This window comes from Sodalis sp. C49, from assembly GCF_046352915.1.
Lineage (GTDB): Bacteria > Pseudomonadota > Gammaproteobacteria > Enterobacterales > Enterobacteriaceae > Acerihabitans.
The window spans coordinates 3,318,104-3,330,924 of sequence record NZ_CP163303.1; the positions used below are offsets into that span (position 1 = coordinate 3,318,104).

13 protein-coding genes are annotated in these 12,821 nt (G+C 60.2%); 6 read left to right on the plus strand and 7 right to left on the minus strand.

Annotation, left to right across the window (positions count from 1 at the left end; genetic code table 11):
* Window positions 1–51: 51 nt before the first annotated feature.
* Together ABUK12_RS14915 and ABUK12_RS14920 are read right to left on the minus strand one after the other, a co-directional pair.
* Window positions 52–696 (minus strand): TenA family protein, encoded by a 645-nt coding sequence (locus ABUK12_RS14915; protein WP_410012602.1) that lies wholly within the window; start codon window positions 694–696, stop codon window positions 52–54.
* A gap of 2 nt (window positions 697–698) precedes the next feature.
* Window positions 699–1,541: a BtpA/SgcQ family protein gene (locus ABUK12_RS14920; RefSeq protein ID WP_410012603.1), complete on the minus strand. Its 843-nt coding sequence runs from the start codon at window positions 1,539–1,541 to the stop codon at window positions 699–701.
* A gap of 27 nt (window positions 1,542–1,568) precedes the next feature.
* Between ABUK12_RS14920 and ABUK12_RS14925 the strand changes: the two genes are divergently transcribed.
* Window positions 1,569–2,468 carry a ribokinase gene (locus tag ABUK12_RS14925; protein WP_410012604.1) on the plus strand — a complete coding sequence of 300 codons (900 nt, stop codon included), beginning with the start codon at window positions 1,569–1,571 and terminating at the stop codon, window positions 2,466–2,468.
* Window positions 2,469–2,559: 91 nt separating this feature from the next.
* Here the strand turns inward: ABUK12_RS14925 and ABUK12_RS14930 are convergent, their stop codons facing one another.
* Complete coding sequence (locus ABUK12_RS14930) at window positions 2,560–3,531, minus strand: substrate-binding domain-containing protein (RefSeq protein WP_410012605.1); 972 nt, start codon at window positions 3,529–3,531, stop codon at window positions 2,560–2,562.
* Window positions 3,532–3,946: 415 nt separating this feature from the next.
* On the opposite strand from ABUK12_RS14930, the gene ABUK12_RS14935 reads away from it, so the two are divergent.
* The 5 genes from ABUK12_RS14935 to ABUK12_RS14955 all read left to right on the plus strand — a co-directional run bounded on the left by ABUK12_RS14935 (window position 3,947) and on the right by ABUK12_RS14955 (window position 9,437).
* On the plus strand, window positions 3,947–4,966 hold the full coding sequence (locus tag ABUK12_RS14935; RefSeq protein ID WP_410012606.1) for a LacI family DNA-binding transcriptional regulator: 1,020 nt from the start codon (window positions 3,947–3,949) through the stop codon (window positions 4,964–4,966).
* 432 nt (window positions 4,967–5,398) lie between these two features.
* Window positions 5,399–6,145 (plus strand): ATP-binding cassette domain-containing protein, encoded by a 747-nt coding sequence (locus ABUK12_RS14940; protein ID WP_410016658.1) that lies wholly within the window; start codon window positions 5,399–5,401, stop codon window positions 6,143–6,145.
* Window positions 6,146–6,168: 23 nt separating this feature from the next.
* Window positions 6,169–7,164: an ABC transporter permease gene (locus ABUK12_RS14945; protein WP_410016659.1), complete on the plus strand. Its 996-nt coding sequence runs from the start codon at window positions 6,169–6,171 to the stop codon at window positions 7,162–7,164.
* A gap of 5 nt (window positions 7,165–7,169) precedes the next feature.
* Entirely contained in the window at window positions 7,170–8,249 is a 1,080-nt protein-coding gene (locus tag ABUK12_RS14950; protein WP_410012607.1) for a phosphotriesterase, read from the plus strand.
* 45 nt (window positions 8,250–8,294) lie between these two features.
* Window positions 8,295–9,437, plus strand: a complete 1,143-nt coding sequence (locus ABUK12_RS14955; protein ID WP_410012608.1) for a M20 family metallopeptidase — start codon at window positions 8,295–8,297, stop codon at window positions 9,435–9,437.
* A 41-nt stretch (window positions 9,438–9,478) separates the two neighbouring features.
* Here ABUK12_RS14955 and ABUK12_RS14960 read toward each other — a convergent pair whose 3' ends face one another.
* The 4 genes from ABUK12_RS14960 to alr all read right to left on the minus strand — a co-directional run bounded on the left by ABUK12_RS14960 (window position 9,479) and on the right by alr (window position 12,806).
* Window positions 9,479–9,832 (minus strand): MmcQ/YjbR family DNA-binding protein, encoded by a 354-nt coding sequence (locus tag ABUK12_RS14960; protein ID WP_410012609.1) that lies wholly within the window; start codon window positions 9,830–9,832, stop codon window positions 9,479–9,481.
* 2 nt (window positions 9,833–9,834) lie between these two features.
* Window positions 9,835–10,251 (minus strand): secondary thiamine-phosphate synthase enzyme YjbQ, encoded by a 417-nt coding sequence (locus ABUK12_RS14965; RefSeq protein WP_410012610.1) that lies wholly within the window; start codon window positions 10,249–10,251, stop codon window positions 9,835–9,837.
* Between the two features lie 175 nt (window positions 10,252–10,426).
* Window positions 10,427–11,617 (minus strand): aromatic amino acid transaminase, encoded by a 1,191-nt coding sequence (locus ABUK12_RS14970; RefSeq protein ID WP_410012611.1) that lies wholly within the window; start codon window positions 11,615–11,617, stop codon window positions 10,427–10,429.
* 94 nt (window positions 11,618–11,711) lie between these two features.
* The gene (gene alr / locus ABUK12_RS14975; RefSeq protein ID WP_410012612.1) at window positions 11,712–12,806 is read right to left on the minus strand and encodes an alanine racemase; all 1,095 of its coding nucleotides are present in this window, start codon (window positions 12,804–12,806) and stop codon (window positions 11,712–11,714) included.
* Between the last annotated feature and the right edge of the window lie 15 nt (window positions 12,807–12,821).

The following is a 12,821-nucleotide window of genomic DNA, read 5'->3' on the forward strand; positions in this document are numbered from 1 at the left end:
CAAAGCCGCCCTACCCAACGCCGGGCAACCACCCGGCGTTGTTTCCCTGCCTTATTGGGTATACGCCGCCTCGTGAAAATCAATTTCCCACACCAGCACCTGGCGGTAAAGGTCGGAAAGGCGCTGGCGCTCCGTCTCCGGCAGGGCCGCGGCGAGGGCGTCCAATTCCTCTTTTAACCAGCGCGCCTGGGCAAAAAACGCCTCGGCGGCATGCATCTCCACCCAGTGGCGCAAATCGGCGTCCGACTGCGCCGACTCGCTGACGCGCCGACACCAGGCGTAATACATCCACTCGGCGCCGAACATCAGGGTAATAATATCCGCATAGCCCCCCTGCCGCGCCGCCGCCAGCATACCGTCGCGAAAACGGGCGACCGCCGGCACATCGCGCCTGTAGTTGTTAATATCGATGCCGCGCCTTGCCAGCACGTCCTCAAAATAGCCCATCTGCTCGTCCACCAGCGCGTTTAGCACGCCCACCAACCAGCGCTGCTGGCGGATGCCAGGCGCCTTGCTCACCGCCAGGGCAAAAATGCCGATGGCCGTGGCGACAAAATCGCCTTCAAACACCAGGTACTGGTTAAACACCCGCGCCGGCAGCCGATCCTGCCCGATATCGGTGACAAAACGATGCTGCTGCATGGCCTGCCAGGTGGATTGATGTTCCGCCAGCAATTGTTCGCTAAAACTTATCACGATCACGCCTCCAGCGCGGCCCGCGCCGCGGCCATAAAATGTTTAACCCGCGCCGGCTCCACTTCGTTCCACCATACGCCGCCCACTTTCAGGGTGCTGGCCACGATCACCCCCTGGGTGCGCTGCAGGATCTGTCCTACGTTATCTGGCGTGACGCCCGACCCGACCAGCAACGGCAACGCCGTGGCCGAACGGATTTCGTCAATTTCCTCCAGGGTGGCGCTGTCGCCGGTGCGCTGGCCGGTGGCGATCACCGCGTCGGCCTGGAAAAAATCCACATCGCGGGTCAGTTCCTGGATGGAGCGATCGGCGACAATGGCATGGCTGCCGTGTTTTACATGGCTGTCGGCAAATACCCGGATATGCTCGGCGCGCAGCAGGCTGCGATAACGCAGCGCCCTGGCCGCCGCCCCCTCGATAAAACCTTCGTTGGCGATGTAGGCGTTCGCCCATTGGTTGACCCGGATAAAATCCGCGCCGCCCGCCAACGCCGTGGCCAATGCCGGCAACGCCGCATTGGCCAATACATTGATGCCGAGCGGCACGCCGAATGCCATCTTAATACGATCGGTAATCACCGACATTAACGCCGCCGTTTCCGGGCCGATATCCTCGGGTTTAGAAAAAGGAATATCGCCGTGGTTCTCGACAATTAATCCATGCACACCGCCTTCAATATAACTTTTTGCGTCATAGAGCGCGCGATCAATTATTTTAGCAAAAGACTGGCCTTTATATTGTGGCGAGCCGGGAAAGGCTTCGCAATGGACCACGCCAATAATCGCTTTGTTTCTTGAAAATATATCTTGTATTGCGCTTGGTTTTTCTGCTGATATAGATGCCATTATGTTTCACCTTCTAAGGAATAAGTTATGCACGTCTATGTCGTGGGTAATATGGGCGTTGACCAGACCTATCAAATCGATGAACTGCCGGAAAAAGGCGCATCGATCCATGGCCGAAAAATATCGCAGGATCTTGGCGGTAAAGGCGCCAATCAGGCCGTAATATTGGCCCGCTGCGGAATAAGCACCACGTTAATCGCCGCCCGCGGCAACGATCATCAGGGTGACTGGTGTCGCGATAAATTAGCTCAGGAATCATTAACATTATTTCCAGAAGAACCCTTGGATTGTGCGACCGATACCTCGATTATCTTAAACAGCGCCGACGGTGATAACGCCAATATTACCACCACCACCGCCGCCGGGATGTTATCGCTGGCGCAGATAACTGCCGTCCTGGCCGATGCCCGGCCGGGCGATATCGTCTTGCAGCAGGGTAATTTCTCCTTTGATAAAACGCGCGCCATTTTTGAATATTGCCGCAGCCGCCGGTTATACACCGTGTTTAATCCCTCGCCGGTCAAAACGGAATTCGCCCGGCTCTGGCCGCTGGTCGATTTGGCCGTGGTGAACAGCGTCGAGGCCCGTTTGCTCAACGCCGCCCTGGAAAACAGGACCGACGCCGCACGGCGCCTGCTGGCCGGCGGCAACGGCGCCCTAGTCATGACCCTGGGCGCCGACGGCGCGGTATTGTTCAGGGACGGCCGGCAACTGCGGGCCGAAGCCGCGCCCTGCCGGGTCGTCGACACCACCGGCGCGGGCGATACCTTTTTGGCGGCCATGCTGGCCTCCGCGCTGCGGCGCGACCTGCCGGTTGATGCTATCGCCCTGCGGCACGCGGGCCTGGCGGCGGCAGTCACCATCGGCCGCAGCGGTACGCTGCGCGCGTTTCCCACCCGCGCCGAGCTTGACGCCATCCTGGCGTGACCGGACGCGTTCATCCATCCCGGCCCGGGCCGGGATGCCGTACGGGTAATGGCGTTATCACCCATGACCATCAACACCGATCCGATCGGCGTTATTTAAACAATGGCCGATAGGTATCGACGTTGGTTTTGGTCACCACCGCGGCCGGTACCAGGATATTTTTCTCCACGCTGTTGCCGGCGGTTACCGCGTTTAGCGCCTTCAACGCCTCGGCGCCCATTTTCTGCGGATCCTGCTGCAGTACCGCCGCCACATACCCCTGATCGATACCGGCAATCGCCTGGGCGGTCAAATCCCAGCCGAAGACCTTGATATCGCCCTGGCGTCCCTGGTTGACCACCGCCGCCATGGCACCCAGCAGCGCCGGCTCGCCGGTGGCGTAAATCGCGGTCATATCCGGGTTGCCGGTGATCAGGTTTTCCGCCGCGGTCAGGGCATCATCCTGGATATTGCGTCCGTCCACCACATCGGCGACGGTAATCGCCGGATTCTTTTTTATCGCGTCTTCAAAACCTTTCTGCCGGGCATTCTGAATGGCTGAGTTCAGGGCGCCGACAATACCGACCTTCGCTTTGCCGTTCATATTTTTTTGTACATAATCGGTAAAATAATCGCCCAGGATCTGGCCTCCTTTGACATTATCCACGCCCACCTGGGATTTTTGCGGGCCGTCCGGGAGTACTGCATCGATGGCGATAACCGGTATATGGGCGTCCGCCGCTTCCTTAATGGCGGGCATAATGCCGTTGACATCAATAGCATCCACCAGGATGCCTTTCACTCCCTGCTGGATATAGTTTTCGATGGCGTCATTCTGCGCCACCGGATTGTCGTTGGCATTAAAGATGACCAATGATTTACCGCTCTCTTTCGCGGCTTCCTGCGCGCCTTTATTCATCAGGTTAAAGAACAACGCCTGCTGGTTAATTTGCACCAGCGCGTAGGTGGGCGGCGCGTCCTTGGCCATTGCCCCGGCGGAGAAAACCCCGCCGGCCACGAGCGCGGCGGCGCTTAGCGAGCATGCTACAGTACGGATAATTTTTTTACTGGCATAGAATGACATAACGTTGTCCTCGTCGGAAATAAACGCTCAGGGCATGATGGGAAATGTAAAGCGGCAGCCGCGTTACGCATCAAGGATTATTTTTTGGCGGGACAAATATCTGATAGCGCGAAGAAACATTCCCGGGCTTAAATCGTTTTCGCCGGGTTTGCATACATCGTCACTGCTGAATCCTTACCATAACCTGTCCATGTAGGCTATTTCACGGCAGGAACCAACAGGCTTGGGAATAACTCCCGGTTACTCTTTGGTGCAGGTAAACTGTTAATTACAATTAATCGGCGCCGTTTTTTTGTCAAGCGCTAATTTTTTTATGGCTAGCAGTCGGGAGCCCGCGCCGGCTAAAAAAAGGCTGTAAACGCCTGACCAAAATGTGTTAACAATACCGCTGGATTCACTGACAGCGGTGGGCTGGATGGGTAAAAAAAGGGTCGTACTGTCGGATGTCGCCTCTCTGGCGGGCCTGTCCAAGGCTACCGTTTCGCGCTACCTGAATAACAGCATCGTCCTGCCGCAGGCCACTATTACGCGTATCGAGGATGCCATTGCCAGTCTGGACTATCGGGCCAACAGCCTGGCGCGCCGCCTGAGCAAGGGCGGCAGCGAGACTATCGGCCTGGTGCTGCCGGATATTACCAATCCTTTTTTTGCCGAGCTGGCCGATGCGGCGGAAGAGGCGGCCTCTGAACACCACTACAGCCTGGTGCTGTGCATTACCCGCAATAATCCCGACAAGGAGCGTCAGTTTATCCGCTGGCTGGATACCTGCCAGGTGGACGGCCTGCTGTTCACGACCAACCGGCCCGATAACGGCCTGCTGCGCGAGGAGTTGCTGGGCCATCAGCGCATCGTGCTGATTGACGAGGATATCCCGGGCAGCGCCGTGCCTAAGGTCTTTGTCGATAATGTCCAGGGCGGAATACTGGCCACCCAGCATTTGCTTGATGCCGGACACCGGCGTATCGCCTTTGTCGGCGGTCCCGACGCCCTGATGAGCGTGCGGGAACGGCATGAAGGATTCAGGCAGGCGATGGCGCGCGCCGGTTTGAGCTGCCCGCCGGAATGGGTACTGTATGGCGATTACAGCCGCGAGTTTGGCCAGGCCGCCCTGCACCGGCTGCTGGCGCTGCCGGATGCGCCGAGCGCGGTATTCGCCGCCAGTGATTATCTGGTGCTGGGTCTGCTGGACGGACTGCGCCAACGGGGCCAAAGCGCACCCGACGCACTATCGCTGGTCGGCTTCGATGACGCCAGCTATGCCGAGCTTATCACCCCGCGGCTGTCCACCATTCGCCAGCCCGCCCGGCTGCTGGGCCGCACCGCCATTGAGATTATGATGAAGCTGCTTGGCGGCGGCCAGGCGGTGGCCCAGGTTACCCGCATCCCGGTGGAATGGATTGGCCGCGATTCGGTTAAACCTTATGCCCCGGTCTAACGCTTTTGCACCATAACGGCGCATGCCTGCACAACCCTGCGTCACGACGCGGTAATCCGCGCCGGTCCCCCTGACCGGCAAGTCCGGGATCGCAATGTTGCGAATAATTTTTATTATCTTAAAAAACAGTTAAATACCTGTTCATTACACCAATATGTCGCCCCCGCCCCATCCTGAATGGCATGAAAGCTGCTTGATGGCGTATGGCGATACAAATATCCATGAGCAGCGCGTTATTGCGAGTGGAGCGGCGAAAGTGGATTCCCGTTATTTTGGTAAACCGGTTTACAAAGGAATGCAAACCGAAAATAACGGCAATTTCCGACGCCGGCGTGACGGCCCTGCGGGCCGGCATGCCCCCCCTTCGTATTTGTTAACACGAGTGGAGGTTAATCAATGGCTGTAGCACAGAGGGTGCCACCCCGGGTGGAGATGGTGGCCATCACCAAAACCTACGGATCCATACGTTCGCTACGCGGCGTCAATCTCAAGCTGGCGCCGGGCGAGGTGCTGGGACTGGTCGGCGATAACGGCGCGGGCAAATCCACGCTGACCAAGATTTTATCCGGCGCGGTGGTCCCCTCCAGCGGCGCCATCCGCATCGACGGCAGCGAACAGCGATTCGCCACGCCCGCCGATGCCCGCCGCTGCCATATCGAAATGGTCTATCAGGATTTATCGTTGTGCGACACGGTGGATGTGGCCGGTAATTTATTTATGGGCCGGGAGCCGCAGACGCGGCTACTGGGCATGCCGTTCCTGGATGAAAAAAGAATGCATGCCGAGGCGCGGGACATGCTGCAGGGGCTGGGCATTTCCATTCCCGATACCCGTCTGCTGGTGCGCAACCTGTCCGGCGGGCAACGGCAGGCCATCGCCATCGCCCGCGCCGCGGCATTCGAACCCAAGGTGCTGATCATGGATGAGCCGACCGCCGCGCTGGCGGTGGCCGAGGTGGAGGCGGTTCTGGCGTTAATCAAACGCGTCAGCGCCCGCGGGGTCAGCGTGATCCTGATTACCCACCGCTTACAGGATCTGTTCCTGGTATGCGATCGCATTATGGTGATGTACGAGGGCACGAATGTTGCCGACCGCCGGGTGGCCGATACCAGCCTGGCGGAAATCGTTAACCTTATCGTTGGCGAAAAGTTCGAGGCGCATTCCGCCCGCGCCCATTAACGGGGGATCTCCGCATGAGTATGATAAATATGACCAGTACCCGAATGATCCGGCACTCCCTGCCAAGACGCATCCTGCACAATCACTCCGGCGTGGTCAGCATCGCGCTGTTTTGCCTGTTCTGCTGCGTGGTGTTTGCGCTGATTACCGATAACTTCCTCAGCGGCGCCAACTGGCTGAATATTATTCGCCAGAGCGCGCCGCTGCTCATTGTCGCCACGGCCATGACGCTTGTGATCACCACCGGCGGCATCGACCTGTCGGTAGGATCCACCCTGGCCCTGGTGGGCGCGCTGTCCGCCATTGCCCTGAATAACTGGGGATTGCCCTGGCCGGTGGTGCTGCTGGGCGGCCTGGCGCTCGGCGGGATGATAGGCGTGCTTAACGGGTATTTTATCGCCTACGAAGGCATCCCGGCCTTTATCGTCACCCTGGCGACGCTTGCGGTGGTGCGCGGCGTGGCGCTGCTGATAACCCAGGGCTATTCCATTCCCATCCCGGCCGATAGCCCTTTTACCCTGCTGGGACGGGCATGGGTGATAGGGTTGCCCTTGCCGGCCATCCTGGGCGTGCTGGCCCTGCTTTGCGGGCATGTTTTGCTTAATCACACCCGTTTCGGCCGTTATGTCACCGGCATCGGCTCCAACACCGAAGGAGTCAGGCGCGCGGGGGTCAATACCCGCGCCACCACCCTGTGGGTGTATGTGCTAAGCGGCATGAGCGCCGCGCTGGCGGGAATGATTATTACCGCCCGCCTGGGCAGCGGTTCCTCCAACCAGGGCGAGGGATTCGAGCTGCAGGTTATCGCCGCGGTGGTGCTCGGCAGCACCAGCCTGTTCGGCGGATTCGGCACCATTATCGGTACCCTGCTGGGGGCCCTGTCCATTGCCGTAATCCAAAACGGACTGATCCTGTCGCATATATCGCCGTTTTATACCCAAATTGCCACCGGCACCATAATCCTGCTGGCAATCTGGCTCAATACCCGCATTTTTAATCCCGTGCCGACCAAAGGATAGACAGGATGCAAAACTCGATTTTCCGCCATGCCGATCCGCTGCCGCTCGGCGTGGACAGCGGTTATGTGATGACGGTGCTCGGCCCGCTGCCGGTGGCGCGGATGGGGGTGACCCTGATGCATGAGCATATTCTGCTGGATGCTTCCGGCAAATGGGTGCCGCCCTGCTGCTGCAGCGAACGCCACCTGGCCGAAATGCCGGTGCGGATGGAAAACCTCGGCGAACTGGCGCTCAATCCCCTGGCCAGCCGCGATAATTGCCAGCTGTTCGACCCGGAGCTGGCGGTGGCGGAGCTGATGAAATTTCGCGCGCTCGGCGGCGAAACGGTAGTTGATCCCACGAATATCGGCATCGGCCGCGATCCGCTGGCGTTGCAGCGCATTTCGCGCCTTACCGGCCTGAATATCGTGATGGGCACCGGCTTTTACCTGGAACCCTCGCATCCGGCCTACGTCAAGACCCGATCGGTGGAACAGTTAACGGAGCAGCTTATCTACGATGTCGGCGGCGCCGTGGAAAAACCGCTGGTTATCGCCGGGCTTATCGGCGAAATCGGCGTATCCGCCGCGTTTACGCCGGATGAAGAAAAATCGCTGCGCGCCGCCGGACGCGCCAGCGCCGCCACCGGCGTGCCGATGGAAATCCATTTGCCGGGCTGGGAACGCCACGGCCACCGGGTGCTGGACATCCTGGAGCATGAGGGCGCCGACCTGCGCCATGTGGTGCTGTGCCATATGAACCCCAGTTTCCAGGATAAAACCTATCAGCGCGATCTGGCGCGGCGCGGCGCGTTCCTGGAATACGATATGATCGGCATGGGTTATTATTATGCCGATGAAGCCGCGCAATCGCCGTCGGACGAAGAAAACGCCCGCGCCATTCGCGAGCTTATCGACGACGGGTTTATTCAACAGGTGCTGCTGTCCCAGGATGTGTTCCTGAAAACCATGCTGACCCGCTATGGCGGCCATGGCTATGGTTATATTCTCAAGCATTTTGTACCGCGCCTGCGGCGCCACGGCATCAGCGGCGAGCAGTTGGAAACCCTGATGATCGATAATCCCCGGCGTGTCTTTACGCGCTGAATGCCGCGGGGCATCGCCCCCGTGGCGCTGATTGCGGACCAAGCCATGAACCCGAACGATGACGTTATTTCACTCACCCGCGCCCTGGTGCGGTTTAATACCATCAATCCGCCCGGCGACGAGTCTTTATGCATGGCATTCCTGGCGGATTATCTGCGGGAACAGGGATTCAGCATCGATCTCAAGCGGTTCGGCGAGCGGCGGTTTAACCTGGTGGCCCGCCTCGCGGGCCGGCGGGCCGACGAGAAACCGCTGGCGTTCACCGGCCATGTGGATACCGTGCCGCTCGGCAACGCGGAGTGGCGTTTTGACCCCTTTGCGGGCGAAATCAGCGACGGCCGGCTGTACGGGCGCGGCACCAGCGATATGAAAGCGGCCATCGCCGCCTTTATCGTCGCCTGCCGCCAGTATCGCGATGCCATCCTGGCAGGCCCCGGCGTGGTGCTGGTCTTAACCGGCGGCGAGGAAACCGGCTGCGACGGCGCCCGGGCGTTGATCGACGCGGCGCGCGACACATTGCCGGCGGCAGGCGCGCTGATTGTCGGCGAACCCACCGCCAACTATCCGGTCATCGGCCATAAGGGCGCCTTGTGGCTGCGCTGCGAAACCCGGGGAAAAACCGCCCACGGCGCCATGCCGGAGTTGGGTATCAACGCCATTTACCTGGCCGCCGAGGCAATAGGCAAGATCCGTCATTTCACGCCGGGCGCGCCGCATCCGCTGATGAAACAGCCCACCCTGAACGTCGGCACCATCCGCAGCGGGCTGAATATCAATTCGGTACCGGACCATAGCCAATTTGACGTGGATATCCGCACCGCGCCCAATCTGCGTCATGACGAAATCCGCCAGCGGCTGACCACCGCGCTGGGCGATACCGTGACGGTGACGACGCTTGTGGATCTGCCCGCGATACTGACCGAGCCCCGCAACGCCTGGATCCGCCGGGTATTCGAACGCTGCGCCCCGCTGCATGACGCGCAGCCAGAGCCGCGCGTGGTGCCCTATTTTACCGACGCCTCGCTGCTGCTGGGCGCGCTGGGCGCGCCGCCGTGCATTATCCTCGGCCCCGGTGAACCGACGATGGCGCATCAAACCAACGAATACTGCGCGGTGGATAAACTACGGCAGGCCGTAGCGCTGTATGGCGCTTTAATTAGCGACTGGGGAAAATACGGCGCGGCGTAACGGCACAGGCGCCGCCGCAGGGTGAGCGCGTTTTCGCCCTGTCAGATATTCAGTTCCTGGCGCCGCGCGTCCGGCAGCGATTCCACCGCCAGCTGCCAGGAGGCGTCGGCCAGGTGATAAAACTGCGAATCAGGGATATCCCCGTCCAGGAACAGCGTATTCCAGTGCGTTTTATTCAACAGGCCGCACGGCACGATGGCTTGATATTCCGCGCGCAGCGATGCCGCCATTTCCGGACTGCTTTTCAGTGAAATCACGGGCTTGCCATTCATTTCGTGGGTCATGGCGAACATAACCTCCCCCACTTTTACCTGACTGGCCTGCCATTCTTGCCGCAGGCTCTGTTCCGTGCCCGGCTTATCCATGCAATACGCCAGAAATGTGGATTGATCCATATTTACTCCCCTTGCAGGGTAGCGACGATGCGGCGCTCCCCTCCCCGATTACGATGTTCACCCAGCCAGATGCCCTGCCAGGTCCCCAATAGCAATTTACCCCGACCGATGGGGATCAACAGTGACGCACCCAGTAAAGACGATTTAATGTGCGCGGGCATATCGTCCGCGCCTTCGTAATCATGTTCATAGGGGGCGTCCTCGGGCACCTGGCGCAGGAAATGGCTTTCCATATCGGTTCTGACGCTGGGGTCGCAGTTTTCATTCAGCGTCAGCGAGGCGGAAGTATGCTGCAGCAATAAATGCAGCAGGCCGGTGCGAATATCGGCAAGCGCGGGGAGCTGGCCGGCTATCTCGTCGGTGACCAGGTGAAAACCGCGCGCGCGGGCTTTCAGGATCAGGGTTTGTTGATGCCACATAGTTCAGGCTCCTTTCAGTAAGTTTAAGTATAGCAGCGCGAGCATAGGGGCATACCGGCGTGGAAAGGGGTGATTAATAGAGGGGGAACCGGAGAAAAGCGGGCGTTCATGGCAGGCGCCGGCGGCCCGCCGCCGGCAAAACGCGCGACGGGCCGTCAGGGCATTGCCGGGCACATTACAGCGCGGCGATAGCCCGCGCTACCCGCTGGACGTTATCGGTGTTCAGCCCGGCGAGGCACATCCGGCCGCTGCCAATCAGATAAACGCCAAACTCGTCGCGCAGCCGGTCCACCTGCCGCGGGCTAAGGCCGGTATAGCTGAACATGCCGCGCTGCTCCAGCAAATAGTCAAAACGACGCGCGGGCAACGCGACTTTCAGCGCGCCCACCAGGTCCCGGCGCATCTGCAGGATACGCGCGCGCATGGCGGCGACTTCCTCACGCCACAGCGCGTACAGCGCCGGATCGTTAAGCACCCGCGCCACCACCTGCGCACCAAAATTAGGCGGGCTGGAATAGTTACGGCGCACGGTGGACGTCAGCTGGCCCAGAACGCGCCCGGCTTCTTCCGCGCTGGCGCAGACCACGGACAACGTTCCCACCCGCTCGGCATAGAGCGAGAAAATTTTCGAGAACGACTGGCTTACCAGGCAGGGCAGTCCCAGCCGCGCCATTTCGCGCACCGCATAGGCATCCTCATCTAATCCTTCGCCAAAGCCCTGGTAGGCAATATCCAGGAACGGGATGAGTTCCCGCTCCGCCACCACGCTGATAACCCGGTCCCATTGTTCGCGGGTGAGATCGGAACCGGTGGGGTTGTGGCAGCACGGATGCAGCAGCACGATGCTCTGGGCCGGCAACTGGCGCAGGCATTCCAGCATGGCGCTGACATTGACCGTCAGCGTTTCGCCGTCAAAATAGGGATAACGGTTGACCTTAAACCCTGCGCCGGAAAAAATGGCCACATGATTTTCCCAAGTCGGATCGCTGACCCAGACTTCGGACTGCGGGAAATAATCCCTGAGGAAATCCGCGCCAATCCTTAACCCTCCCGAGCCGCCCAGGGTCTGGATGGTGGCGATGCGCAACGCCGCGCGCATCGGATGATGCTCACCGAACAGCAGCGACTGGCTGGCGGAACGGTACGAGGCCAGTCCCGCCATCGGCAGGTAGGATGATGCCTGCGTCGGGCTGACTTCTAGCAGGGATTCGGCTTGCGCCACCGATTTCAATTGCGGAATAATCGCCTGCTCATTGTAATACAGCCCTATGCTCAGGTTGACTTTGTCCGGTCGCGGGTCCTGTTTGTAGGTTTCCATCAGCGACAGGATTGGATCCCCCGCATAAGCATCAACATTCTGGAACACAGTGCAGCTCTCCTGGGTTGTCGGGTTCAAATATGAAACCTCGCCACTACATTACCAAATAAATATAATTATTTGTCATAACCCTAATTAAAATTTAACGGATGTCGCCGCCATCCACATACTCGCGCGCGACCCGCGAGGTGACCTTGGTGATAAGCTCATAGGCGCTGATGCCGCTGGCGGCGGCAATGCGTTCCACCGGAAGCCGCGGCCCCCACAGCTCGACGCGGTCGCCCACGCGCTCACGCCCGTCCGGCCCGAGATCGACGGTCAGCATATCCATGGACACCCTCCCCGCCAGCGGCACTTCGCGGCCATTAACCAGCACCGGGGTGCCGTTCGGCGCGCTGCGCGGATAACCGTCGCCGTAGCCGAACGCCACCACGCCGAGGCGGGTATCGCGCGGGCTGACCCAGGTGCCGCCGTAACCGCAGGCTTCGCCGGCACGATGGCGGCGCACCGCAATCAGCACGGAGGCGAGGGTCATCGCCGGGCGAAAACCGTCGTTCGCCGCCGTGTTGTTATCAAGCGGCGAGACGCCGTAGAGCAGGATGCCGGGGCGCACCATATCGCGGTGGGATTGCGGCCACAGCAGGATGCCGCCGGAAGCGGCAATGGATTGTTTGCCCGGCCTGCCCTGCGCGAAGGCGTCGAAAACGGCCAGTTGCCGGCGGGTGGTATCCAGCTCCGGCTCGTCGGCGCGGGCAAAGTGGCTCATGATATTTACCGGCCCGGCGACATTCCGACTGGCCGCCAGCCGGGTATAGAACGCCTCGGCCTGGGACGGACGTACGCCCAGGCGGTGCATGCCGGTATCCAGCTTCAGCCAGACCTCGAGGGGATGCGCCAGCGTAGCCTGTTCCAGCGCCTGCAGCTCCTCGGGGCTGTGCACCGCGGTGGCGAGACGGTATTCGGCCAGGAGCGGCAGCTCATCGGCGCTGAAAAATCCCTCCAACAGCAAAATCGGCTTGGTGATGCCGGCTTTGCGCAGCTGAAGCGCCTCGTCAAGGCGCGCAACGCCAAAATAATCGGCCTCATCCTGCACGGCGAACGCGGTTTCCAGCAGCCCATGACCATATGCCTGCGCTTTTACCACCGCCACCACGCGGCTATGCGGCGCCAACCGGCGAACCTGCCGCAGGTTATGGCGCAACGCATCACGGTCAATAACGGCGATTGCCGTTTTCATTATCCTTGTCCTGGT